The organism is Rhodopirellula sp. UBA1907 (genome assembly GCF_002337565.1).
Taxonomy (GTDB): Bacteria; Planctomycetota; Planctomycetia; order Pirellulales; family Pirellulaceae; genus Rhodopirellula; species Rhodopirellula europaea.
This window is the reverse complement of record NZ_DDGH01000063.1, coordinates 1-25,319: the sequence shown is the minus strand read 5'-3', so window position 1 is coordinate 25,319 and position 25,319 is coordinate 1. Positions and strand designations below refer to the sequence as shown.

At 55.8% G+C, this 25,319-nt stretch carries 17 protein-coding genes; 7 read left to right on the top strand and 10 right to left on the bottom strand.

Annotated elements, in window-relative coordinates; all coding sequences use genetic code 11:
* Window positions 1-207 precede the first annotated feature (207 nt).
* The 3 genes from B2R17_RS13865 to B2R17_RS13855 all read right to left on the bottom strand — a co-directional run bounded on the left by B2R17_RS13865 (window position 208) and on the right by B2R17_RS13855 (window position 3,793).
* Complete coding sequence (locus B2R17_RS13865; RefSeq protein ID WP_008663777.1) at window positions 208-1,155, bottom strand: universal stress protein; 948 nt, start codon at window positions 1,153-1,155, stop codon at window positions 208-210.
* Window positions 1,156-1,184: 29 nt separating this feature from the next.
* Window positions 1,185-2,591, bottom strand: a complete 1,407-nt coding sequence (locus tag B2R17_RS13860; RefSeq protein ID WP_286764449.1) for an ArsB/NhaD family transporter — start codon at window positions 2,589-2,591, stop codon at window positions 1,185-1,187.
* Window positions 2,592-2,821: 230 nt separating this feature from the next.
* Complete coding sequence (locus tag B2R17_RS13855) at window positions 2,822-3,793, bottom strand: alpha/beta hydrolase (RefSeq protein WP_286764448.1); 972 nt, start codon at window positions 3,791-3,793, stop codon at window positions 2,822-2,824.
* 259 nt (window positions 3,794-4,052) lie between these two features.
* On the opposite strand from B2R17_RS13855, the gene deoC reads away from it, so the two are divergent.
* Entirely contained in the window at window positions 4,053-4,778 is a 726-nt protein-coding gene (deoC, locus tag B2R17_RS13850; protein ID WP_008663783.1) for a deoxyribose-phosphate aldolase, read from the top strand.
* A 27-nt stretch (window positions 4,779-4,805) separates the two neighbouring features.
* Here deoC and B2R17_RS13845 read toward each other — a convergent pair whose 3' ends face one another.
* On the bottom strand, window positions 4,806-6,359 hold the full coding sequence (locus tag B2R17_RS13845; RefSeq protein ID WP_286764447.1) for a hypothetical protein: 1,554 nt from the start codon (window positions 6,357-6,359) through the stop codon (window positions 4,806-4,808).
* A 918-nt stretch (window positions 6,360-7,277) separates the two neighbouring features.
* On the opposite strand from B2R17_RS13845, the gene B2R17_RS13840 reads away from it, so the two are divergent.
* Window positions 7,278-8,270 (top strand): HAD family hydrolase, encoded by a 993-nt coding sequence (locus B2R17_RS13840; RefSeq protein WP_286764446.1) that lies wholly within the window; start codon window positions 7,278-7,280, stop codon window positions 8,268-8,270.
* A gap of 124 nt (window positions 8,271-8,394) precedes the next feature.
* Here B2R17_RS13840 and B2R17_RS13835 read toward each other — a convergent pair whose 3' ends face one another.
* The 3 genes from B2R17_RS13835 to arsS all read right to left on the bottom strand — a co-directional run bounded on the left by B2R17_RS13835 (window position 8,395) and on the right by arsS (window position 13,523).
* Window positions 8,395-11,142: a hypothetical protein gene (locus tag B2R17_RS13835; RefSeq protein ID WP_286764445.1), complete on the bottom strand. Its 2,748-nt coding sequence runs from the start codon at window positions 11,140-11,142 to the stop codon at window positions 8,395-8,397.
* Window positions 11,143-11,326: 184 nt separating this feature from the next.
* Entirely contained in the window at window positions 11,327-12,415 is a 1,089-nt protein-coding gene (locus tag B2R17_RS13830; RefSeq protein ID WP_339888871.1) for a methyltransferase domain-containing protein, read from the bottom strand.
* A 109-nt stretch (window positions 12,416-12,524) separates the two neighbouring features.
* Complete coding sequence (gene arsS / locus B2R17_RS13825) at window positions 12,525-13,523, bottom strand: arsenosugar biosynthesis radical SAM (seleno)protein ArsS (protein WP_339888868.1); 999 nt, start codon at window positions 13,521-13,523, stop codon at window positions 12,525-12,527.
* Between the two features lie 407 nt (window positions 13,524-13,930).
* Here arsS and B2R17_RS13820 point away from each other — a divergent pair, with 407 nt between their 5' ends.
* A complete protein-coding gene (locus B2R17_RS13820; RefSeq protein ID WP_011121080.1) occupies window positions 13,931-16,510 on the top strand; it encodes an ATP-dependent Clp protease ATP-binding subunit in 2,580 nt (859 codons plus the stop codon).
* A gap of 115 nt (window positions 16,511-16,625) precedes the next feature.
* Window positions 16,626-18,086 (top strand): anthranilate synthase component I family protein, encoded by a 1,461-nt coding sequence (locus B2R17_RS13815; protein WP_286764442.1) that lies wholly within the window; start codon window positions 16,626-16,628, stop codon window positions 18,084-18,086.
* 27 nt (window positions 18,087-18,113) lie between these two features.
* Here the strand turns inward: B2R17_RS13815 and B2R17_RS13810 are convergent, their stop codons facing one another.
* The 3 genes from B2R17_RS13810 to mch are packed head-to-tail and all read right to left on the bottom strand — an operon-like array spanning window position 18,114 to window position 21,842.
* Window positions 18,114-19,859 carry a fatty acid CoA ligase family protein gene (locus tag B2R17_RS13810; RefSeq protein ID WP_286764441.1) on the bottom strand — a complete coding sequence of 582 codons (1,746 nt, stop codon included), beginning with the start codon at window positions 19,857-19,859 and terminating at the stop codon, window positions 18,114-18,116.
* Entirely contained in the window at window positions 19,852-20,844 is a 993-nt protein-coding gene (locus B2R17_RS13805) for an ATP-grasp domain-containing protein (protein WP_286764440.1), read from the bottom strand. Before B2R17_RS13805 ends, B2R17_RS13810 begins: the two co-directional genes overlap by 8 nt.
* Window positions 20,841-21,842 carry a methenyltetrahydromethanopterin cyclohydrolase gene (mch, locus tag B2R17_RS13800; RefSeq protein WP_286764439.1) on the bottom strand — a complete coding sequence of 334 codons (1,002 nt, stop codon included), beginning with the start codon at window positions 21,840-21,842 and terminating at the stop codon, window positions 20,841-20,843. Before mch ends, B2R17_RS13805 begins: the two co-directional genes overlap by 4 nt.
* Before the next feature lie 140 nt (window positions 21,843-21,982).
* On the opposite strand from mch, the gene B2R17_RS13795 reads away from it, so the two are divergent.
* From B2R17_RS13795 to B2R17_RS13785, 3 genes are read left to right on the top strand one after another with little or no spacing between them, the layout of a single operon-like run.
* Window positions 21,983-22,579 (top strand): peroxiredoxin family protein, encoded by a 597-nt coding sequence (locus B2R17_RS13795; RefSeq protein ID WP_286764438.1) that lies wholly within the window; start codon window positions 21,983-21,985, stop codon window positions 22,577-22,579.
* Entirely contained in the window at window positions 22,576-23,652 is a 1,077-nt protein-coding gene (locus B2R17_RS13790) for an oxidoreductase family protein (protein ID WP_008663805.1), read from the top strand. The genes B2R17_RS13795 and B2R17_RS13790 overlap by 4 nt, the downstream gene beginning before the upstream one ends.
* Window positions 23,653-23,699: 47 nt before the next feature.
* Window positions 23,700-25,190, top strand: a complete 1,491-nt coding sequence (locus B2R17_RS13785; RefSeq protein ID WP_286764437.1) for a sulfatase — start codon at window positions 23,700-23,702, stop codon at window positions 25,188-25,190.
* Window positions 25,191-25,319 lie beyond the last annotated feature (129 nt).

Genomic DNA, 25,319 nt, shown 5'->3' with positions numbered 1-25,319 from the left:
CCTGAACGGCGTCGCTCGACTTCCCCCGAAACTTCGTTTCGGGGGAGGTTCTTGTGCAGAAAGGCAACCAAATGTGTCACCGGAAAATCGTCGAGGAACGCGTGGGAACCGTGGCTAGTGCCAATCGGCTGATTGGAGTGCGGACTAGAAGGGCTCTTTCCGTTCGCGGCGTTCCGGATAGCACGCGAGGATTCGCGAAGCGAAAACCTATTCTGACAGAACGTGTCCGGGCACGATCAACAGTGGATGCGGGCTGCGACGCAGGCGATCGTTCACAAAGCCTTGGATGAATCGGTCATCGACTTCCAATGGCATCACCAGCAATTGCTGCGTCGAATCGGAAAGTGGATGCGGCGGTGCGAGCTCGCCCGCTTGCGGGATCAATGCGTAGCTCATCTTCATTTCTCGAGCGGTCGCATTCATCGCGGCGTGCAATTGCGTATGCGATTGCGCCAGAGCATCACTCAGCTTGTCGACATCAAACGCTTCATCCGGACGGATCGCTTCCAGAATGCTTCGCACGTTTTCGAAGTGCTCTTTCTCGACGATCAAGTTCAACGAGACCTCCGCCCCCGGCGACGCCAAACCATACGCCCACGCCGCCGCTCGGCTCTCGACGTCACACTCGCTTCCCGCCATCAACAGGACTCGCCCGCGGCAAGTCTGGAACACCTGGTCTTCTCGGCGGGTCACCAAAATCGGAACCGGGCACCGAGACAGCAGGACATCCATCACGGTCCCAACGCTGTCCGTTCCGACTCGCTCGAAGGAGCGTCCAAATGGGCAGGGCACAAGGACCATGTTCACGTCGTGCGTTCGCAACGCCTGCAGAATGACTTCGAACGCTTCGCCTTCTCCACGAGCGATCGCGCGAGCGCCGCTCATTTGCCGAGCCGCCTGAATCGCATCTTCGGTCGCCGCATCGGTCGGTTCGGCAGCGTCTCGGGCGTCCAACACCAACGTCTCGGTATTGAATTCTTCGCGAAGCGTTTTTGCCGTTTCGATGGATGTCGCGTCTTGTGGCGAACCATCCAAAACCAACATCACTCGCGACGGCCGGATGGGCGTCATCGGAGTTGCCGATCCCACCTTCGCTCGCTCGAACATGCGCATCGAATCGTCGACATCACGATCCAAATCGGGTGATTGATCCATTACTCAAGTCGCTCGCTAGAAAAGGAAACTCAGTGGGCCGGCAAGGTCGGTATCGCCGTGATATCAGGAATGTATCCCTGATGGTGCATCCACATGATGTAGAGAATCGCGCCGATGACCTGCACCACCATGATGCCACCGCCGAGCTTCAGAAACGTGCCCCAACCTACGTGAATGCCAGCCTCGCGTTTCAAAGCATAAATCGCGATCACGCACGAAATCGATCCGATCGGCGTTCCGTTGCCACCTAAGTTGCAGCATATCACCAACGTCCACCACAACGGCTCGGCGGGAACTCCCGTGTCGCCGCCCGATACATCTTGGACAATCGGAATCAACGTCGCGGCGACCGGGATGTTGTCGACGATCGAGCTGGCCACGGCCGAGAAACCGCCCATCAATGGCACCAACAATTCGATCCGATTGTCGGAAACCAAGACGACCTGCTGAGCCACCCATTTCAACGCCCCGGTGTGCTTCACGCAGCCGATGATGATGAACAGTCCCATGAAAAACAAAATCACGGTCCAATTCACTTTTCCAATCGCATCCTCCACTCCCTTCCCGGCAAACAGCAACGCCGCGGTGGCTCCCACCATCGCGACGAAATCCATGCCAACTCCGAGTGGTTGTGCCAAGGCAAAACCGATCACGGTGCAAAGCAGAATCACCGAACTGCGAAGCAAGACGCTCTTGTTCTCGACCAACGCCCAAGGATCGAAACCCTCGATTTGCTGTTTCAACGCGGCTTTGTCTTCGTCGGATTGCTTCCACGGCAAATCATTTCGAAAGAACCAACGCAAACCCGCGATCGCGACTACCAAACTGACCACGGCGTAGGGCAGCGAGACTCGCAAGAAATCGACGTAAGGAATGCCGGCCGCGGTCCCGATCATGATGTTGGGCAATCCGCTGGCGAACGTCGCGATTGCACCGCTGTTGGCACACACCGCCACCGACAGCAACAACGGCATCGGCTTGTATCCCAGCGAGCGGCAAATCACCAGCACCAGCGAACTGAGGATCAGCATCGCGGGCACGATGGTCAGCACACTGACAAACAAAAATGTGACCACGCACAGGGTCATGAACAGCCGGTTGGCTTGGCCGCCCGTCAGCCGGACGATCCACATGCTGATGAAGTGAAACAGTCCGCTCTTCCCGACCACGTCCACCAACACGCCGGTGCCGATGATGACTCCGAAGATATTGAGATCTTCTTTCAGGAAGTTGTAGACGGTTGGATATTCGAACAAGTCCAACGCGACGCTCAGGATCACCAAGACCGCTGCACCGCAAAGTGCCGCCACCGTCTTGTGAAATCGTTCAACCGCGACCCCGACGTAGGTTGCCATCATCACGACGGCGAACAACACCATCACCCAAGCTGGCGCGGACGCGGTGGGCATCTCGGTTAGCGATGCAGCCAACATCATTGCATTTCTCCAAATGAAACGAACATCACTGCAGAGGCCGTTCTGGCACAAGCGATGAATTCGCGGCAGCCTACCGCGCACCCGACTCGCCACCAACCGGCGGCAGACAACAGTCGGTTTGCCAACCGACGATTTCGATCAACGGGAAGGCTTTCGTCGCAAGCAAAAAAAATGCCAAGATCCCAAACGGGTTTTCGGCAAGTCGCCGGGGGATCACAGGACATCAGCGATCAGCCAAGCTGATTCGCGATTCGCTTGCCGAGCGACTGCATCGCAGTGAATCCGGTTTCGAACTGGCCGGCGAAGTGAATGAAACCGTGCAGCATGTCCGACGCGTTCTCTCGCGTTACGTCCCCACCGGATGCTTCGATCTTGTCCGCCAGAGCCAACCCTTCGTCTCGCAAAACATCGTAGCCGGCGACCAAGACGTGAGTCGGAGGGAAACCGCTGAAGTCGGCTTTCATCAAATCGGCCAGCGGTTCGGCATCGTTCACTCCATCGACATCCAACAAGCCTTCCCCACCGTGGCCCAAGTAGTTTCCCCAAAACCATTGCATCGTTCGTTTGGTCAGCCCAAACCCAGTTTCAAATTCGCGATACGATCCGGAAACAAAAGCGGGCGTCACCACCGGATAGACCAACACCGCGTACTTCACCTCGACATCGGGATCATCCTTGGCCAACAGCGCCACGGCCGCGGCCAAGTTGCCACCGGCACTGTCACCCATGACCGCCAGACGACTCGCATCGAGGCCCCAGGAAAGACCATGCTTCGCAACCGCTTTGGTCGCGACCAAACAGTCGTGGACGGGACCGGGGAATGGTGACTCGGGCGATCGCCGATATTCCACTGACACCACGGCCGCCTGCGAAGCCTCCGCGAGACGACGGCAAGTTGTGTCGTGTGATTCAACGTCTCCCAAGACCCAGCCACCGCCATGAAAGAACATGACGACCGGAGCAAGTTCTGAAACACCATCAGGACGATAGATCCGCACCGGGACTCGCAAGACTTCCCCGTCGCAATTTTGCTCCTCCACGATCCGATCCTCGACCGATGCCATCGTGGGCCCCGCACCAAAACTATCGACCAACGCTGAAAATCCACGACGCGCCTTGGCAACGCCGAGGTCTTCCCACCGTGGTGGCTGAAGTTCCCTCAGCAAAGCAACGAACGTTTGTGCTTGAGGATGCAGAGTCATCGATTGGTCCCTGGATGTCGGTTGAACGAGGCTATCGTATCAATCGCCACTTCGTTTGCACCCCAGGCTTCCCGCAACGCCTCGAGTGAAGCGGCAACGTTTCCGCCAATCATCTTTCGCGTCCCGAGTTTTTTTCGCATCCCGGGCTTTGATTGTGGACACCGCGACGGGGCGGTAAGCTCTTGGGGTTTCGGCTTCGCCTTTTCGCGACATCCGACCTCCCGCCGCATCGCAATCGCTTCACGGAAATTTGCTCACCATGGCTGACTACCAATATCACGACGTCTCCAAGATGGTTGATCACTCGCTGCTTCCACCCACGCTGACCGAAGCGGACTTGGATTCCGGAATCGATTTGGCGATCGCCTACGAAGTCGCCAGCGTTTGCATTTTGCCTTACTACTTGAAACGCTGTGCTGCGAAGCTTGCGGGCACCGGAGTGAAAGCGTCAACGACGATCGGATTCCCTCACGGCGGTCACACCACCGCGATCAAAAAAGCCGAAGCCGAACAAGCGATCGAAGACGGCTGCGAAGAACTCGACTTCGTCGTCAACATCTCGCAAGTCCTGAGCGGCGGATGGGACTACGTCCAAAACGAAATTGGCGTCGTGACGGAACTGACCCATGCGGCGGGACAAAAGATCAAAGTGATCTTCGAGAATTGCTACCTGCAAGACGAACACAAGATTCGTCTTTGCGAGATCTGCACCGAGCTTAAGGTGGACTGGGTCAAGACATCGACCGGCTACGGAACCGGTGGCGCGACGATGGACGACCTGCGTCTGATGCGACAACACTCTGGCGAAAACGTCCAAGTCAAAGCGGCGGGTGGCGTCCGAGATCTCGCAACCTTGCTCGAAGTCCGAGCCATCGGAGCAACCCGTTGCGGTGCAAGCCGAACCGCCGAGATGCTCGGCGAAGCCCGAAAACAACTTGGCCTTCCCGCGATCGAAGTCACCGCGACCGGCAGCTCCGGGTACTGATTGTGATCGCACAAGCCATTTGATGGATCAGGGTTGTTGCTGGTCTTCTTGCAGGTTGGATGGATCGTCCGCCATCTCTGTTGCAAGCTGCCCAGCACGTCCCATCGTCCACAACCGCAAGCCTTCCAAACGCTGTTTGCCACGAACGTAGTAATCCTGGTCAAGCTTGCTCAGGTGTTCTTTGACGGCGTTCTCGTAACGCACCGCACTTTGCTCGGTCAGCTCCACCCAACCGAGCTTCTCAAACTGCTGTGCCAACGCGGCACCGATTTTTTGGTGCCCGACGATGCTGGGGTGCACGTGATCGACGAAACGACTCGGATCGGGAATTTGATCAGCGATCAAAGCACCACGAAAATCTCGTTCGTCCAGCAACGTTGGCGTATCAATCAACGGCATCCGGTACCGCTCGGCGATCGCCTTGGTCGATTGAACGATCGCACTCGTTGCTCGCAGTGGGCAAACATCATGATCACGAGCCGCGATCAAATACTGCCGCGCCGGTTCGCTGTCACCCCGGTCATGGAGAAGCCGCCCCAAGGCATAGTTTGCTCCCGCGTGGGCTGGATCCATTTCCAAGCATTCGCGAAGAGCATCGATGCGGCGAGATGGGCTCCGATCCGAATCGCTGGCGATTGACCATGCCGAACGAAAACGATTCTCTTCGTCTTCGGTCCAATCCGATCGCGTTTGTACCTTGAAGGGTGGCGTATTGACCAAATCAGATACGGGAACGCACATGATTAAAGGCAAATCATTCTCCCGCGTTCGCTTGGCAATCTTTTCCAACGAGGTGGCAAAATGCCCTTCCACGCCACGTTGCCAAATTGGGTCACGCTGATAGCTTTCCAATCCACCGGGGCGGTCCAAGATTGTGTCGACCTTCGCGGTCAACTCCGTTCGTCTTTTGGAGGCAACAAAAAACGATTGCACCCAGCGGACCGTATGCAGTTTGGAGCCAACTGCGGTTGCCCAGCGGCTCACCAGGCCCATGTCGCGAACGTGTGCGTAGGTGCGGTCCTCTAAGAATTCATTGTGACCGGTGTACAACACAATCGCATCGGGCTCGTACGCCAAAACCTCGTCCAGGATCTTTGCGATCCGGTAGCTGGCGTAGGATGTCCCACCGCAATTGATGACTTCGTATTCGAAATCACTGTCGGCTGATTCCAGCCGGAAACGCAACCAAGTCGAGAAAGCAGTTTCCGTCGCATACGGTCTGCCCTGAACCGTCGACCCGCCCAAAACGAAGACTCGTCGAGTCCCAGGTGCCTTCTTCGCCGGGAACGATTCGGGCCGAAAGAAGTTGTATCGTTTAGGTGGAATCTCCCACCGATCTGAATCCTCATTTAGAACAAACAAGGGCCGTAGTTGGTTGAGTCCCACATAGGGATCGTAGTCGATTGCCTGGTCGGCGGAATCATCCATTCCGCGTAGCCCTAATTCCAAAAGCACGACCGGCAGGCAAGCAAGCAGCATCGCCATCAACCGCATCACCCAACGCCTGCGTCGAAGTCGTCCTCCCGAGGCACGCACCTCCTCTTTCGCACGACCGCCGTCAGTGAAACGCTCGTACTTCAAAGAAAGGCTCTGATGAGGTGATGATGGACGACAGACACTGAATCTGAACGCACGGAGAAAGCGAACAACGACTCACATTACACGAACAACGTCGATTCATCAAAACGTCGCATTCTCGCTGGGTCAAAGCAGGTCGGAAGGAGCCTTTCGACATTTCAACTGTTTCGGCATTCGCCATAGCTCCCAAGTACAACCGGGGCCAACACTCAAACGGCCACTTGACTACGCCCGATGATTCCTGCCGACCTGCCCAGCACAAACGGTGCAATTGCAAACCGCAGTTGGCTGGAGTTAGCGGGCTGTTGATTCCATGAGCCGTACCGCGTTAGCGGCGGTTAGTCAAACGCCAACAGGGGCAAACGCCCATCGGCTAATTGTTGTCATTCGGTATACGACAAAATCAACAGGCTGCTAGCACCGAAGACACACCATCAAGCTGCAGTTGAAGGAACGAATCTTCCTCCTGCGAACTTCAAACGAACGATCGAAGCTCGGGTAGACGATTGCTTCAAACTCTGGCGATACTCAAACTTGCCGGAGACCTGCTCGATTCTGTTGGCCAGCGTGACAAGGCTGGGAATCCAAAAAGCATGCAGCGAATGCGGGAGGGGCTTATGATTTCTAGCAGTGCTCGCGAGAAGCTTCGCAACAAAGAAGCGAACGGCCGGGTCACTGCAGACGCTTTCCCGTGTTCATAAAGGCTAGCGAGGCCAGTCCGGAGCGAAATTGCCGTAACGAATCAACAACGGCATTTCGACTGAATGCTTCCGTAGAATCGGTTGATTAAATTACCGCTAACAAATCCGGACATCGGCTTGATCGAGCTGACAAACTCTTCCGATTTCCAGATCATTGCAAACGGTCCTTTTTGCGACGCTTCGTTTGTTACTCGTCCCGTACTCGTCATAACGAAATACCATGAGAATCAATTGCCTGTTGTCCCTCGCCGCGTTTGTGGTGATTTTGCAAGCCTCGTCCGCTACCGCGGTGGCCAGCGATCCGCTTGCTTCCTGGAATGACAACGCGGCAAAGCAATCCATCGTGGCCTTTGTTGAGCGTGTCACTGAAGAGGGTTCGTCAGACTTCGTCCCGGTGGAAGAACGCATCGCTACCTTTGACAATGATGGAACCTTATGGAGTGAGCAGCCCTACTATTTCCAGCTCGCGTTTGCACTGGACCGCATCAAAGCGATGGCACCGGATCACCCTGAATGGAAAACCAAACAACCGTTCAAGGGTGTCCTAGAAGGCGATCTGAAAGCCGTCATAGCCGGCGGAAAAAAGTCGCTGATTGAGATCGTTGCTGCAACGCACGCGGGCATGACAGCCGACGAGTTTGAACAGATTGTCACCGATTGGATCTCGACCGCGAAACATCCCAAGACCGGACGTCTGTACAAGGAGATGATTTATCAGCCGATGCTGGAACTGCTGACTTATCTTCGGGCCAACGGTTTCAAGACCTTCATCGTCTCGGGCGGCGGAATCGATTTCATGCGGCCATGGACGGAAGCCACCTATGGAATTCCACCAGAACAGGTCGTCGGCAGCAGCATCAAAACACGTTACGAGGTTCGCGATGGCAAGCCCGTGATCGTGCGACTGCCCGAAGTTGATTTCGTTGACGACAAAGAAGGCAAACCGGTGGGCATTCATTCGCACATTGGCAGACGTCCCATTCTTGCGGCGGGCAACTCCGACGGTGACTGGCAAATGCTTCAGTACACCACGATTGGCCATTCACCGAGTTTCGCCTTGATCGTGCACCACACCGATGGCGAACGCGAATGGGCGTACGACCGCCAATCGCACATTGGCCAACTCGACAAAGCCCTGGACGACGCGGATCAAAAAGGCTGGACCGTCGTCGACATGAAGCAGGACTGGAAAACCATTTATCCAGTTGAGTGAATCTACGACCAACGCTCACAAGACAGTCGCCAGATGATTCAACGAGGTTCGCCATCGAGCCATTATCGCGTGGCGCATTCTCGTTTTGACTCAAGTGGCGTTCCAATCATGGGTTCGCTCGCGATCAAAGAAAGCCATCCGAATCGGCTTCCCAATCCAAGAACTCAGAATCGTAACTCGGTGCATCTGGAAAGGGAGGTTCCTCCAATTTCTGCACACGAAAGTCATAGACATTAAAAACGTGTGGTATGCCAGGCGTTTGATCAATGCGACGTGAACTGGCACAGCCGACTTGGAACAGACCGTTCGTTTGGAGCGAGGTTTCCCGCTCGTGAAGTTGCTCCCCATCGACGAAGATTCGGTAGCCACTTTCGCCAATATCCAGTCGCAATCGCCGCGTTCGTTTCTTGGTCCCCTTCAAAATCCATTGGCGGAAGATGGGCGTACGTCCCCAACGCTCGGGGAGCTCATCGGTCAGAAGGAACTCACCCCCGGGTGAGAAACGAATTTGCGTTCCCCGCAACTCGTTCATCAGCCCGCCCAGTCCATCGGGACCACAAAGCAGACTCACCCCGTGTGGCGACCTGGGCGCTTCGATGAACGTGACAGTGACTTCATAGGTGGCTGGCAGCGGATACCGAATCTGATTCCGAAGCAGGAACGTGTAATCCAGCCAATCGGTCGCCACCCGAAAACCGCCTGCGACGTCAGCAATCTCATCGAGCGTTTCGTTTTGCTGCACCTCAGATCCGCCGTCCGCTTCGGCTTCCGCCAATTCATTCGCATCCAAGTCTTCGAACTCACGTGCCATTTGCATCGCGTCCTGATGGCACTTCGCACTGGAACGCAACTCCACACTGTCAGGCTTGCCGATTGGGGTGAAACTGGCAGCCAATTCGTTGGTGGTGAAGTGAATCATCTCGCCGCGATGGTACCGTTCCAAGAGATTCAACTGGGTTCGCCGGTTGTCCAAGATTTGTTTGGCGTAGGCACGCTTCGACTGGATCTCTTCGTCCGATAGCCCGGGAAATCGTGACGCAACGAAACCTTGATCATCAAGCCAAACGGTTTCCAACGCATCCAAACTCAAGTGCAGAGCCGACGTATTCGTGTCATCCAATCTTTCGCTATTGAACACCAGTCGCTGTTGAATCGGCATCCACCACAGGTAAGCGGGTCCGTCGGCCATCATGCAAATGAAACGCACTTCCTCCTCGTTCATGTTGTGTGTTCCCCAGTTGATCTGTTCGGTACGGGGACCAAGAACTTCCAACAACTCAGAGACATCCTCAAACTGCCCTGCTTCCCAAAGAATTTGCAGGGCAAGCTCGGCACCGCGAATCCCGAACCCATATGTTCGGTTGCTCTGATTGAATTTGCCCCAGGCAGCAATGGAACGTTTCGCCCACGATAGATTCGCCGGATCGTCGACCATCGTGACATCGGGCGTGCGACGCATCAGATAGTCATCCATGAAAACGTTGGAACGCAGCTCAACCACCCCGTCTTCTGTCTCCGTCTCGAGACATTTACTTGCGATGTTCTTTTGCCAATCTTCGCTTCCGCCCCATCGAGGCATCAATGCCAAGCTGTAGTCCGAGTAGGCGGACTGATGATCAATGTGCCCGCTCAGTGCCAGCCTGAACCAATGATGCACGGACAGCGGCGTGCTCCCATTGCCCATTTGCAGCTTCAATGGTTGCCGAGCCAAAAATGCCAACTCCGGCCGCAGCAAATAAGCTTCGACTGCGTGCGATGATGCGATGGTTGAAAGTTTGTCAAACATCTCCATCGCAGAGGCATCCGTATCCGACACGAACTTTGTACCGCGATGATCCCAAGCGACATCGCGAAACATTTGTCCAACCATGTGATGAACGATGTACGGCTGGACTTTCGGTTGCTCAACGGAGACCAATGCCTCGATCAAATCCATCTGGGCGACGGAGTTCAATAGCCCGAACGACAAGTACATTGAACCCAAACAAATGTGATCGCGTCCAACACTTGATTTTCTTCTAGATGCTTCCTGCCAGGCCACAGGCCAAGCGGAAAGATACCGTTGCACGGCCGCATCGTACTCATCTGAGGTTCTGTCGTCGGCATGAAACCGTAACGCGTCCACGTGCACCATCGCGACGAACATCGGATCGAACAATTCTGGCGATTCAGCGATGCGATCCGATGCGATTGTCACTCGCTCCCACTTCTTCTCGTAGGAAACTCCGGCATCCGTTTTGAACAACGCAAAAAGAACAATCGGATCCCCAAGCGTCTCCGCCGCCTTCACTGTCTCGAGGACCTTTTTAGACGGATGCTCGAAACGGAATCCGTCCAACAAGCACTGGCGAAGGGCCGTTTTGACACGCTCGACATTTTCACTTTGCTGATTGCGCGCGACAAAACGTTCCAGCATCAAATCGATATCGCTCGCGAATTCATCGACCAGATCCGCGTACCGAACGGGAGTTTGGTCGCCTGCCAGCGGGGCATTGAACACATCCAGCAATGCCGTCTTCAGATGGGGGTCGACTTTCGTCCGCGCCTTCACCGCATCGCGAAGCCGCAACTTTTGAGTTTCCTCATCGATCGGAATCTGGTCGAGACATGCCACGAATTCCTTCGACTCCAGATCCTTCAGAGTCACCTTGGATTCGTCCCGATACCTCATCAGCTCGGCTTGCAGTTTCATCCGTTCGGCCATGGCGGCAGACGAAGCCGCCGAAGCTGCCAACCGGTTTTGCTCCGCTTGGTAGAGATACAAGCCGATGCCACCAACCACGATGGCAATCAGTACCAGCGTTAACAGCAAGACCTTCAACAAAAGTCGACTCTTGGTCTTTCCGCTCGATTCCAACCCCGATTTTGACATGCCCAACAATTCCGCCTGCGTTCGATTCGCCTGCGCAGGGGTGTTGCCACGTCATCGACACCAGCATCCGCCACTCCCTGCGTTCGTCCGAACATTCTAACTCAACGATCGCCGCAGGGTGGCACACCAACCCCACTAAAGCGAGACAATGGGAAGCTGAGATCAAACAAGCCAGTCGAACGGCTCAACAGCAACTGTCGCCGGAACAGCAGTCAGTTGCGGTTGGCAGGGAGAAGCTTTTGGGCTTTGCGTTTGAGTCGCTGGTGTAGACCGCGAATTGATCGGCGATGGTTTCCCGCGACGCCGCTTCGGCGAGTTCCTCGGTGCAAACCTCACCTCGCGTGTACATTCGACCGGCGTCATCACACACGTACTTGAACGGACCGCGATAAACCCGTTGGTATCCACTCGCCGATACATCGCCGGACTGAAGAGCATCCTCATCGGGGCGAGTTGCGATCACGGTCATCGATCGAAACGCGATGCCTTCAACAAATCGCCACGGTTCAGTTTGCAGGACCGCGATTTGTATGTCCTCGAAGCCCGCGTTTTCGAACGCTTCCAAAAACGCTGACAACTTGTATGCACCCGAGATGCAGCCGCTCCACAATTCCGGATCCGCTTGCATCGCCTCGGGAACCTCTTCGTCGCAAACGATGTCACTGATCACCGCTCGCCCGCCAGGTCGCAGAACGCGAAAGATCTCGTCGAACAACAACTCCTTGTCATCGGCGTCGACCAAGTTCAACACGCAGTTGCTGACCACGACATCGATCGTTTCGTCATCAATCATGGGCGACTCGCGACGCTGCTCGGCAAGGTACGCCTCCAGTGCGCGCAGACCAGCATCGTCGGTCACCGGATGTTGCTTCAGGTAGTCCTGGACTTCATCACGATCGATCGCGAGATCTTGGATTTTGCCTTTGCGAAACGTGACATTGTCGTAACCGATCGCTTCGGCAACCTTGGGTTGCGAATCGCGAGCCAGCGTGAGCATGTCATCGTTCATGTCGACACCGATCACATGACCGTGCTCGCCCACCACCTGCGAGGCGATGAAACAAATCTTTCCGCCGCCGCTGCCCAGATCCAAGACCGTCTCGCCGGGACGAACGTACTTTGATGGGTCACCACAACCGTAGTCGCGATCGATGACTTCTTGCGGAATGACTTTCAGGTACTTCGCGTCGTAGTCGACCGGGCAACAAAGTTCGGCCTCGCGTTCATGGGCTGCTTGGGCATAGCGTTCACGGACAGCGGCTTCCACATTCATTGACGACATAGCGGGTTACTTCAGGGTGCGGTGTAATGCGGGGGAAGATAAACGGAGCAGGCGAAAACTGTATTGGTAGAAAAGGGGATAATAGAAAAGGGGGTTGCTATCAGTGGAGCAGTGCGCCGCCACAACCGCTGCCGGCACCGGCGGTGCATCCATAGCAGTGATCGGCCAAAGCGATCGGTTGGTCGACCAGCTCGTCCAGTGATTCGATGGACCAAACCGTGCGAGGTTTCTGAGACAAACCAATCATCTGGTTGAAATCACAATCGAAAATTTGGCCATCCCAGCTGACGGACACCAGCGATCGGCACATCACTTCATCCGCGGCATTTGGATTGAAGTTATCCGACAGCAACCGCAGATAGTCGTCCAACAAACCACGTTTCTGAAGGTACTGGGCGTAGCGACGGATCGGAATGTTGGTGATTGTCAGCAAACTGCCGAACTCGATCCCGTACCGAGCGGCCAATTCGCGGCGATAGTCGGCTTCTAATTTGGCTTGATCCGGCGGAAGCGACGGTCCGGTGGGGTTGTAGACCAAATCCAGCCGATGCGTGTCACTGCCGCGGCGATACCCGAGTTCATTCAATTTCACCAGCCCATCGATGCTGCGTCCAAACACGCCACCACCGCGTTGCCCGTCAACATTGTCTTCCAAGTAACAAGGCAGTGACGCCACGACATCGATTTCGTGCTCGGCCAAAAAATCAGCCACCCAATCAAAACCGGGCTCGCTGAGAATGGTCAGATTGCACCGGTCGATGACTCGCAGCCCCGCTGCTCGAAACGCGGTGGCCAGCCGTTGGAAATTCGGGTTCATCTCCGGTGCGCCGCCGGTCAAATCAACCGTGGTGATCGACGAGCAATCCGCCACCAACTCCAGCAAACGATCCGCCGTGCGGTCGTCCATGTTTTCGCGTTTCTTGGTCGGACCGGCGTCCACGTGACAGTGGGTGCACGTTTGATTGCAAAGTTTGCCGAGGTTGATCTGCAACTGGTTCAATTGGTTGCGCCAGAGAGCCCCACCTGCGACCCGAGATGCGAATGTCGGCACCAATCCGGTGGGTAGACCTTCATTCACAATCGGTAGCAAACTCATCACAGGTGCATTCTCCAGGGAATATTGGGTGCCGGCACGACCGATTCAAATCGTACGATCCGTCATCGACAACAGCACAGTTCGAGCACTGAGGTCGACAAAGCCGAAATGGAAACCATCAAAGCGGTCCCAACGTACAAGATGACCAACGAAGTCCTATCCCCGTTGTTGGGACAAAACGGTAGGATGAAGTGAGCACGGTATGGGGAACCGGCCGGTTGTGCGTCGAAGCTCGTTTTCGCGAATTGCATTTGCGAATCGATTTTCCCTGCAATTGATTGGTTTTTGAGACGACGGAACGTGACTTCCCTCGTCTTGTGGGTGACTTGTGGCGTACGGTTTGCGTAGGGAAACATCGGGTCGAAAGATTCGCCAGTTTGACAGTCGGTCTGGTCTAAGGGACGGAGAATATGTACGAACGGTTTACTGACCGAGCCAGGAAAGTCATGCAATTGGCTAACCAAGAGGCTCAACGATTCAATCACGAATACATCGGCACTGAACACATTTTGTTGGGTTTGGTGAAAGAGGGCAGCGGCGTTGCTGCCAACGTATTGAAAAATCTCGAGGTCGATCTGCGAAAAATTCGCCTCGAGGTCGAGAAATTGGTGCAAAGCGGGCCTGAAATGGTGACCGTTGGCAAATTGCCACAGACACCACGTGCGAAGAAAGTCATCGAATACTCGATGGAAGAAGCTCGCAATCTCAATCACAGCTACGTCGGCACCGAGCACATTTTGCTGGGTCTGCTGCGTGAGCAAGAAGGCGTCGCCGCTCAGGTTCTGATGAACTTGGGTCTGAAGCTGGAAGACGTCCGCGAAGAAGTCCTGAACTTGCTCGGACACGGGCTCGAAGGCGCTGAAGTTGGCGAACGCGGTGGCCGTGGTGGCGATGGCGAAGGCAGCAGCGGCGGAAGCGGAAGCAGCAAGAGCGGCAAGAGCAAGACTCCTGCCCTGGACAGCTTTGGCCGCGACCTGACCGAACTGGCAAAGAAAGGCGAACTGGATCCAGTCATCGGTCGCGAACGAGAAATCGAACGCGCTATCCAAATTCTTTGCCGTCGTACCAAGAACAACCCCGTCCTGTTGGGCGAAGCTGGTGTCGGTAAAACCGCCATCATCGAAGGCTTTGCACAACGTGTCGTTGGCGGCGAAGTGCCTGAAATCTTGGCCGAGAAACGCATCGTCGTTCTCGACTTGGCGATGATGGTCGCCGGTACCAAGTACCGCGGTCAATTCGAAGAACGTATCAAAGCGGTCATGACCGAAGTGCGTCGCGTCAAGAACACGATTCTCTTTATCGACGAACTTCACACGCTGGTCGGTGCCGGTGGTGCGGAAGGCGCGATCGACGCTGCCAACGTTCTGAAGCCAGCCTTGGCTCGGGGCGAAATCCAGTGCATCGGTGCGACGACCCTCGACGAGTACCGCAAGTACATCGAAAAAGACAACGCGCTGGCTCGTCGTTTCCAAGAGATCATGGTCGAGCCTACCGGCAAGACAGAAACCATCGAGATCCTCAAAGGATTGCGTGAACGTTACGAAGAGCACCACCGCGTTCAATTCACCGACGACGCCGTTGTAGCGGCCGTCGAAATGAGCGAACGCTACATCACCGCTCGTTGCTTGCCTGACAAGGCCATCGACGTGATCGATGAAGCGGGTGCTCGCGTGCGTCTTCGCACCATGACTCGTCCACCAGACTTGAAAGAGATCGACGAACAAGTCGAAACGCTGAACAAAGACAAAGAAGACGCGGTTGCCAACCAAGACTTCGAAAAAGCCGCCAACCTGCGTGATCAAGCTGAAAAGCTTCGCAAGAAGAAAGAGCAGATCACCCAAGAGTGGCGTGAAAAGAGTCAGCAAACCGATGGCGTCGTCGACGAAGAAATCATCGCAGAAGTCGTCAGCAAGATGACGGGCATTCCATTGACTCGACTGTCAACGGAAGACTCCCTGCGTCTGCTGAAGATGGAAGAAGAACTGCACAAACGCGTCGTCAGCCAAAGCCAGGCTGTCACGGCAGTTGCCAAGGCAGTGCGCCGAAGTCGCTCGGGTTTGAAAGATCCCAAGCGTCCAACCGGATCGTTTATCTTCGCTGGTCCAACCGGTGTCGGTAAAACGTTGCTCGCCAAGGCTCTCGCTGAATACATGTTCGGTGACGCCGATGCGTTGGTGCACATCGACATGTCCGAGTACATGGAGAAACACAACGTCAGCCGTCTGATCGGTGCCCCTCCCGGATTCGTGGGTTACGAAGAAGGCGGCCAGCTCACCGAGAAGATTCGTCGGCGTCCGTACGCGGTCGTGCTGTTCGACGAAATCGAAAAGGCTCACCCCGATGTCTTCAACATGTTGTTGCAAGTCATGGAAGAAGGTCGCCTGACGGATTCGTTTGGACGAAACGTCGACTTCCGAAACACGATCTTGATCATGACCACCAACGCGGGTGCGGAAGCGATCAAGAACGAATCGGCATTCGGTTTCCAAAAACCCGACGGCGATGCGAGCTACGACTCGATGAAGTCTCGCGTGATGGACCAAATCGAACGCGTCTTCCGTCCTGAGTTTTTGAACCGTTTGGACGACACGATCATCTTCCGTCACTTGACCACGACCGACCTGAAGGGCGTGATCGACTTCGAACTGTCGAAGGTTCGCGAACGTTTGCTCGACCGTGGCTTGGCCATCGACTTGAGCGACGAAGCGAAGGAGTTCTTGATCAAGAAAGGCAGCAACCTCGATTACGGGGCTCGTCCACTTCGTCGTGCGATCGAGCAACGCATCGAAGACCCACTCGGCGAAGAATTGCTGCGTGGTGCTTTCGAAGGCAAGGACACGATCATCATCGACGTTCACAAAGACGACAGTGGCAAGATCACGCGTCTGAACTTCGAAGGCGAAAGCCGCGGCTGGGCAGACAGCGATTCCGAAGAGGAAACCGTTCCTGCCGCCAGTAGCGACGATCAATCAAAGTCCGATGAATCGTAGTTCGCTTCGCGAATGACAATCAGTGTGCCTCGGCGAGCCAACCCTCGCCGAGGCATTTTTTTTGCACCAATGACCCGATATCACTCGGGCAAATTTTCGATCCCGATTGATCGCGATGCAGCAGACTGCCAAGAAAGCCCACTCCGCTATCAACAAACAAAAGATCGCTCTGTGGACGCATTCGCTCGGCCGGGTCAGTGACCTGGAAGATCTGTTCGGAAGGCTCGCGGGAACGAAACATCGGCTCTGGTTCGACTCAGCGTCCGACCACGAGCACGACCGAGGGCGATACTCGTTCCTGGCAGCGGACCCGGTCGGCTGGCTCCATGCCTCCCTCACAGATCCCGATCCGTGGCCCAAACTCCACAATTGGTGTTCTCGAATCGCGGACTTCGGCCACTCTGCCGAACTGCCTCCCTTTTGCGGCGGGCTGGCGGGGCTGATTCCGTACGAAGCGGCTTGGTGGTTGGAACCAACGACCCGAATGCCTGAGAGCTTCTTAGGCGGTCGACCTCAACTTGGAATGGCGATCGGAATCTACGACTGGACCATCGCGGTGGACCATTCCTCCGGCGAAGCAACCTTGATCAGCAACGGCCTGGATGGCTCGCTGAAGGCAGATCCTGAAAGAGCTCGCCGCCGTGGTGAAGAAGTGCTGGAACGCTTGAACTCGACGACCGAACATTCTGTTGCCAGCACACCGCCACCGAACCAAAACTCAGAATCAACAGGGCATCCGACCAAAGAGCCTGGTGTCCGAAGCAACTTCGACTCGCAACGCTACGTCGAGGCGGTCGCCGAGATCATCGACCGAATCCGCGCGGGTGACTCATTCCAAGTCAATCTTGCTCAGACGCTTTCGCATCCCGCGACTTGCGACGCCGATGAACTCTACGGTCGTTTGCGCCGATCAAACCCGGCACCTTATTCAGCCTTCTTTGATGTCGGCAACGAGCAAATCCTCAGCTCCTCACCGGAAGGTTTTCTGCAGGTGCGTGATCGCCACGTTGCCACTCGCCCAATCAAAGGAACCGTGCCGCGCACCGGAGATGAGATCGAAGACGAACGTTTGGCTCAGGTTCTCGGCGGCAGTGCCAAGGACCGAGCCGAGAACATCATGATCGTGGATCTGATGCGAAACGATCTTTCCATCGCCTGCAAAGACGATAGCGTTCGCGTCTCCGGGCTTTGCGAAATTGAACGCTACCAAAGTGTTCAACACCTAGTGTCGACCGTCGAAGGCAACTTGCGTGACGACGTCACAATCAGCGAGCTGTTGGCAGCTTGTTTCCCCGGTGGAAGCATCACTGGTGCTCCCAAAATCGAAGCGATGAAAACCATCGCCCGACTCGAAGGGCAACCACGCGGAGCTTACTGCGGATCGATCGGGTACATCAGCGTTTCCGGCAACGCAGATTTCAACATCTTGATTCGAACCGTCACCCAGCGAGACGGCCACTGGCACTTTCCCGTCGGCGGAGGCGTCACCGCTCGCAGCGAACCGCAAAGCGAACTCGAAGAAACATGGACCAAAGCTGCTGGTCTATTGCGTGCGATTCGACCGACGGAAAGCTAACGATCCTTCGAAACATCCAGCCTCCATTCACTGGATGTCGCCATTCAATTCCGCAGCCAACTTTTCGCGGAAAATCTTGCTGTTGTGCCGGATGTCGACCGGTAGCGGTTGATCACGAATGACAAAACGATCGATCCGCTGCGTCAGCGGATTACGAGCTGCTCGATCGCGAAGCCTCGCCTCCAATTCCTTCGCTCGATTGGTATCGCCACCGATTGTCAGGTCGATGGGCTGAACGACCAACACCGGCGTCTGCTCACCCGGTTTCCCAACGCCGACCAACGCGCATTTGTCGACTTGTTCATCCACGTTGAAAACCGACTCGCATGGAATCGTGAAGAACGTACGCTTGGCCGATACGATCCGATGTGCCTTTCGACCGCAAAACCAAAAACGATCTTGATCGTCGAGGTAGCCAACATCACCCATCCGATGCCAAAACTGTTCGGCGGTATCGCCTGACTCATCATGCACTTTGTGCAGAGCGTTCTGGTCCGCTCGCGTGACATATCGCCGAGTCACCATCGGCCCACTCACGATCAACTCACCGATCTTGCCCCGTGGCAACTCTTTGGTTTCATCGATGTTTGCGATTGGACCATCATTGATTTCGATCACTTTCCACTGCACACCGTCAAACCGAGTACCGACACAAACACCTTTGCCTTTCGATGCTGCTGGACCGGTTTCCGAGATGACAGCTCGCGATTCGATGGAAGCGATTGGTAGCGCCTCGGTCGCTCCGTACGGTGTCTCAATTTTGGCGTCTTCGTGAACGAATCGTCGAAGCGATTGCAGCGTCGCCGCTGGAACGGGTGCCCCTGCCGACAGAACGCGTTTCAAAGTTGGGAATGGTCGTCCGACCGCGTTCGCTTCGCACCAACGTGTGACCGTTTTCCAAAGTGCAGGTGAACCGAACGATTGATCCACTTCCCATTGTCGCGCCGCCTGAATCAACTTCTGCGGATCCACATCGGCCGGACGTGTGGGATCCATGTCAGGAATGACCGTCGTCACTCCCATCACCGCATCGAACAAACCAAACAAGGGAAAACACGCCAAATCGCGTGAGCCTTGGCGAATCTCGTAACGACTGCGAATTCGATCGATCTGGGCATGAAAGGTTTGATGCGTGTAGGCGACGCCTTTGGGCGGCCCGGTACTGCCAGTTGTGAAGATCACCGCCGCATCGTCGAGCGTCTGAACATCGGGAAGTGACAGCGAGGGATTTTGATTTCCCAGCTCCAAAATCTGCTTGAGCGTTTTGCCACCCCAGAACCAACGCCGCCCCACCGTGATGTTGCGTTTCGCATTGGGGAATTTGCTTCGCAGAAGCGTTCTGATTGCCTGTGCTTTTGGGATCCCCAAAAAGCCATCCGGGTTCACTTCCTGCAAACATCCGATCAGGTGTTTTCGGTCCATCCCGGGATCAATCAGCACGACCACGACGCCGGCCTTCATCATCGCGAAAACGAGCTCGATGAACTGGGCTCCAAAGGGAACCAAGCTGACCATACGCATGCCAGGTTCGATTCCCGAGGCCAACAACCCGCGAGCGGTCTGAGTGCTTCGTTCGTCCAACGTCTTGAACGTTGTCAGCGCGTAGTCACGATCCGATCCATCCCGTTTGGCGGGTCCAGAAGGTTCCGCGATGGCGATCGCACCCGGCAATATTTTTGCGATCGCGGTCAGTCGCGAAGCCACATTGCCGGATGAGCCCGCGGTTTCGGCGAGGACCTGAGACGACTCTCGACCGCATGGACCATCACTCATTTTCACTCACCAAAACTTCGAGAATTTGATCCGCGATCGATTCTTGCACGACTCGCTGGGCTCCCTTCCATCCGGGAATTCCGTTGACCTCAATCAATTGCAATTCACCCGATTCCGTTTCCAACCAATCGACCGCGGCGAGCTTCAATCCAAAGTCCTCACAAACAAGTCGGGCCGATTGTTCCCAGCATGCCTGCATTGGAACCAGCTCGCTTTGACCGCCGCCTCGAACGTTGGTGCGAAAGTCGGAATTGCTGCGACGACGAATCGCATGAGCGTGCTCGCCGACCATGAGCATTCGCAAGTCGACCCCGCCGGGCGGCACGAATTGCTGAACGTAACAAACCGCTTTCATTTGCGTGAGAGTCGAGAACGTGGTCCAAGCGAGCTCCGTGTCGCAAACCCGCATGACACCGCGACCTTCGCCGCCAAAAATTGGTTTGACCACAACGTCGCCGCCCAACTCTTCAAAAGCCTGCATCGCCGCAACTCGCGATTGCACGACATGCGTTGCGGGTGTCGAAATACCGAGCGACTTCACGCGAGCCAAGGTTGCGAACTTGTCGATGGCAAGCTCCAACGCAGCCGGAGGATTGACGATCGCAGTCGTTTTCAACCGGCTCTGCCGCCGGACGAAATCATGCAACACCGCCAACCGAAACGTGATCTGTTCCAATGATCCAGCCGGCATGGTCCGAGTCAGAATGGCACCGAAGTCATCCAAAGATCGCTCACTCGAATCCGATCCATCGTGCCGTTGGCACCACACTGTCGAATGCAGCGATTCCAAATCTGCTTCGCAACCGATTTGACTTCGCAACGATTCGTAGTCGGCGAAGTGAAGTTGAACCGACCGACGCGAAGCCGCGGCTTGCAGCTCGGACAAATGCCATCCCAACGTCGCGGCTCGGCCAAGCGGTTGTGAACGAGATGCCCCAACCAACGCATCTCGCCCGCCCAGCACCAACACACTTTCGCGACTCATAGCCCGAACGATTTTCGCATGACGTCGAGGCTGATCTGACCATGACGCCACGTTCTTCCCGATTGCAACGAGTGAATCGTCACAACTGCGGGACTGAACAGCATTGGGTCGACTCGATAGAAATCGTATTCGTACTCTTTAAAGATTTCCGCAAAGGGTCGCCCGTGATCCTCGGAGGATTCACTCGGTACCTTTGCCGCAACGCTTTCGATCGCGTCGTCCTCCGCATCGACCCAAAGCGATACCCGAGCACCGTAGAGCATCGCGTCGTTGGTTCGCCCGATCCCACCGATCGTATCGCCTTTCTTCGCGGGAGGAGGCAGTGGTGCGTCGCCATGAGCGGACACCACGCGGGTCACGTCGAACTCCAACGCGTGCAACTTGTGTAGGGCGGTCTCGACGCTTCGCGACACCACCTGGGCGCTGCCGGCAATGCTCGTGCTCGGAGCAACCGCCAAGCACAAACGACTGGGGTCGACGCCACACTCGTCCGCGATCGCTTCCATGACGTCATCGCCGGGCAACTTGTCGGACTCCAAAACTCCAACCGCGAATTCACCTTCGTTTGCCGGACGTGAAAGCTGCAGTTCTTCGAGCATGGCTTCTTTACCACGCAAGCACCGCATTGGCCCACTCGCCATCGCGAAGTAGTCGTCGACCGAAACCGGCCAACCAGCGTATTGGCCACCCAGGCAGGACAGTACCGGATGGTCCGTTCGGATCGCCACGGACAAGCCAATTAAATCGTCGGCAGTCGCCGGCACATACCGGACATTCGCCAAATCACCCAAACAAAGCCTGGCTAGCCCAAGCCCTGCTTCCAAAGATCCACTGCACGTCACACCGGCGTCCAAAACACGTGCTCCAGCGATCGTCAGCGGCACAGAACGCAACTCAATCGCCCGGCTCCACAAGGATTCAAAGCATTGAGACGCTGACCGGGAAAGATCAGGCTTCACTCCGGTTCGGGGAAGATCGTCGGGTGTCGCGGATTTCATGCGACCAATCTAGCGACCCCGCTTAGGATTGACGATTGGCCCTCAAGCGGTGCACTGCGGAGAACCGATGCTCATTTTGAACACGCTAATCATGCGTGCACAAGTGCGTTGATCTTTCTGCCCCAAAATGAGACGACACAATGACTTCCAAGCCCAATTGGCTGGCGATAATGCTGGCTGTTGCTGCGACAAGCAACGTTTTCTGTATTGGCACCGCAACCGCCGCCGAATCGACACTCAAAATTGTTAGATCCGAACCCGAGGTCGGCCGCATGGCCAAAGACTTCGAATTGGAGGTGGCGGCGGGAAAACGTTCGGACACCGTTCGCCTCAGCGAAATTACCGGCGAAGGCCCGGTGGTCATCGCAATCCTGCGAGGCTTTCCCGGCCGCCAGTGCCCCGCGTGTGCTGGCCAGGTCGCCGATTTGATCCGGCATGCCCATTACTTCCAGGCACGCAACACAGAAGTTTTGTTGGTCTACCCGGGTCCCGCGGCAGAACTGAAGGCGAAGTCGAAAGACTTCCTCAAGGACACCAAACTGCCCGCCCCGTTCACGATGTTGTTGGATCCGGACTACAAACTTGTCAGCGCATATGGCCTTCGCTGGGATGCTCCTCACGAAACCGCCTACCCAACCACCATCGTGATCGGCAAAGATGGCAAGATTGACTTCGTGAACATCAGTCGAACTCACCGAGGTCGCACGGCAGCGACCACCATTCTGGATCAACTTTGACACTGACGCCCGAATCGGCCGATTGGCTGCAAGACATCTCCGGATCCACTTCGATCGAAGAGGTCCGCCACGTCCAAACACTCTGGAGTGGTTATGGACAAATCCTGCGAGTCCAACTGAAGCAATCCAATTGGCTGAATCCGGCGTCAACCACGGACGCGAACGAATTCACCAGCGTCATCGTCAAGCAAATCTCGCCGCCCGCTTTGGAAGAGCAGGGCGGCGGTCACCCTCGCGGATGGAACACATCCCAATCTCACAATCGCAAACTTCGATCCTACGAAGTGGAATCGGCCTTCTATTCTCATCACGCCAGCCGATGCGATGAATCCTGCCGAGTCGCCGCGTGCCTCGCGCAAGCAGACTTGCCGTCGGGGCAGATCATGGTTCTCGAAGACCTTGATCAAGTGGGATATCCGATCCGACACCACGGTCTCGATGCGACCGGAGTCGACCAAGGCCTTCGATGGCTCGCGAATTTTCACGCGAGCTTCCTGCACACGGCGGAACAATCCGATCAATGGAAAGACCTTTGGCCCATCGGTACCTACTGGCACTTGTCGACTCGCCCCGACGAATTCGACGCAATGCCCAAGAGTGAACTCAAAGATGCGGCGATCGAATTGGACAACCGACTGAACCAAAGCGAATTTCAAACGCTAGTTCATGGCGATGCCAAGGTCGCCAACATGTGTTTCGCGACCACGCCACACCGGCCGCCCGCCATGGTGGATTTCCAATACGTTGGTCGAGGCTGCGGCATGAAAGACGTCGCTTATTTTCTGAGCAGCTGCGTCAGTGAATCGGAATGCCAACGCAATGAGTCACGCTATCTCGCGACCTACTTCGAAGCGTTGCGCGACGCAATGTCAACTCGCGGCATCGAGCAAGTCGAATTCACGTCACTGGAAATTTCCTGGCGTAAACTGTACCCGGTCGCTTGGGCGGACTTTGTTCGCTTCTTAGAAGGATGGTGTCCCGGACACGCGAAACTGACGGGATACTCTCGCCGCATGGTCGACATCGCCTTGGATTCATTGGATGACCAGCACGGTCACTCCCATAGCGACTAAAATTCACGTCGCCCGCCTCTTGCCAGACACAACCGGAACTCTGTGACATGTTGAACCGCACATTCCTTTCCATGGCACTGCTGCCGCTCCTTGCAGTCGCAACATCCACGCTAGCTAGTGGAGATGAAAAGTCTCCGCCAAACGTGGTGTTCTTCTTAGTCGATGACCTTGGCTACATGGACATTGGTGCGAACAACCCGGACACGTTTTACGAGACACCCAACATCGACCAATTGTCGAAATCGGGCATGCGATTCACGGACGGCTACGCCGCCAACCCGGTCTGCAGCCCCACCCGATACAGCATCCTGACCGGCAAGTATCCAACTCGCGTCGACGCGACCAATTTCTTCACCGGCACCCGCCCAGGCAAGTTCCGGCCCGCGCCGCTGAACAACCGAATGCCACTGGAAGAAACCACGCTTGCCGAATCACTCAATTCATCCGGCTACGCCACCTTCTTCGCTGGCAAATGGCACCTCGGACCATCAGAAGAGTACTGGCCCGAGCATCAAGGTTTTGATGTCAACCAAGGCGGACACAACGCGGGTGGACCCTACAGCGGCAAAAGGTACTTCTCTCCGTTTGAGAATCCTCGGCTGGAAGACAACACAGTCGGTGAACACCTACCCGATCGACTTGCCAAAGAAGCATCGAAGTTCATCGAGCAACACAAAGACGAACCATTCCTCACCTACCTGTCGTTCTACAGCGTTCACACGCCACTGATGGCACCGCCTGAATTGGTCAAAAAATACAAAGCCAAAGCGGAGCGACTCGGCCTCACCAACAAAGAGGCATTTGGCGAAGAGGAAAAGCTTTGGGGAAAGCCTGAGTGGGAAGGACGACCGGTACGTCACCTGCAAAACCATGCCACCTACGCGGCGATGGTCGAGGCAATGGACCAGGCCGTCGGCCGTGTGCTCAAGCAAATCGATGACCTGGGACTCACCGAAGAAACCATCGTGATCTTGACCTCCGACAACGGTGGCCTGAGCACCTCCGAAGGCTGGCCAACATCAAACTTGCCGCTGCGAGGTGGCAAGGGTTGGGTCTACGAAGGTGGAATCCGCGAGGCGTTCATGATTCGTGCTCCGGGAATCACAAAGCCAGGAACGACCAGCGGCGAACCCGTTTGCAGCATCGATTTCTATCCGACCATTTTGGATCTTTGTGGCCAATCGCCACCGGCGGAAAAGATCGTTGACGGTGTGTCATTGAAACCATTGCTTCGCGGCGAACCAACCCTCTATCGCGAATCGCTGTACTGGCACTACCCTCACTACAGCAACCAAGGCGGCTTCCCCGGCGGCGCCATTCGCGAAGGGGATTGGAAGCTGGTTGAACGCTACGAAGACGGCCAAGTGCACCTTTACAACCTGCAAGACGACATCGGCGAACTCAACGATGTCGCCGAGCAAAACGCCGAACGAGTTGCGGCGATGAGAGACCGCCTGCATCGCTGGTACAAAGAAGTCGACGCGAAATTCCTACAGCCCAAAGATGGCCAGCAACCTTGGCGTCCCTTCCAGGACTGATCGCCGTTGTTGAAGGAATCGTGCGGCTTCTTAGTTCGTATCGTCAGGCATTTCACCACCACCCTCCCTGAGGCCGTGCAGTTTTTTGATGCCGCTTTTCGGCTGGCTTACACACGGCGTACCTCTCCC

Excerpts from the sequence above, each read along its gene's own strand:
- B2R17_RS13865 (WP_008663777.1), bottom strand. The coding sequence starts at position 1,155 with ATGGATCAATCACCCGATTTGGATCGTGATGTCGACGATTCGATGCGC.
- B2R17_RS13860 (WP_286764449.1), bottom strand. The coding sequence starts at position 2,591 with ATGATGTTGGCTGCATCGCTAACCGAGATGCCCACCGCGTCCGCGCCA.
- B2R17_RS13855 (WP_286764448.1), bottom strand. The coding sequence starts at position 3,793 with ATGACTCTGCATCCTCAAGCACAAACGTTCGTTGCTTTGCTGAGGGAA.
- deoC (WP_008663783.1), top strand. The coding sequence starts at position 4,053 with ATGGCTGACTACCAATATCACGACGTCTCCAAGATGGTTGATCACTCG.
- B2R17_RS13840 (WP_286764446.1), top strand. The coding sequence starts at position 7,278 with ATGAGAATCAATTGCCTGTTGTCCCTCGCCGCGTTTGTGGTGATTTTG.
- B2R17_RS13835 (WP_286764445.1), bottom strand. The coding sequence starts at position 11,142 with ATGTCAAAATCGGGGTTGGAATCGAGCGGAAAGACCAAGAGTCGACTT.
- B2R17_RS13830 (WP_339888871.1), bottom strand. The coding sequence starts at position 12,415 with ATGAATGTGGAAGCCGCTGTCCGTGAACGCTATGCCCAAGCAGCCCAT.
- B2R17_RS13820 (WP_011121080.1), top strand. The coding sequence starts at position 13,931 with ATGTACGAACGGTTTACTGACCGAGCCAGGAAAGTCATGCAATTGGCT.
- B2R17_RS13815 (WP_286764442.1), top strand. The coding sequence starts at position 16,626 with ATGCAGCAGACTGCCAAGAAAGCCCACTCCGCTATCAACAAACAAAAG.
- B2R17_RS13810 (WP_286764441.1), bottom strand. The coding sequence starts at position 19,859 with ATGAGTGATGGTCCATGCGGTCGAGAGTCGTCTCAGGTCCTCGCCGAA.
- B2R17_RS13805 (WP_286764440.1), bottom strand. The coding sequence starts at position 20,844 with ATGAGTCGCGAAAGTGTGTTGGTGCTGGGCGGGCGAGATGCGTTGGTT.
- mch (WP_286764439.1), bottom strand. The coding sequence starts at position 21,842 with ATGAAATCCGCGACACCCGACGATCTTCCCCGAACCGGAGTGAAGCCT.
- B2R17_RS13795 (WP_286764438.1), top strand. The coding sequence starts at position 21,983 with ATGACTTCCAAGCCCAATTGGCTGGCGATAATGCTGGCTGTTGCTGCG.
- B2R17_RS13785 (WP_286764437.1), top strand. The coding sequence starts at position 23,700 with ATGTTGAACCGCACATTCCTTTCCATGGCACTGCTGCCGCTCCTTGCA.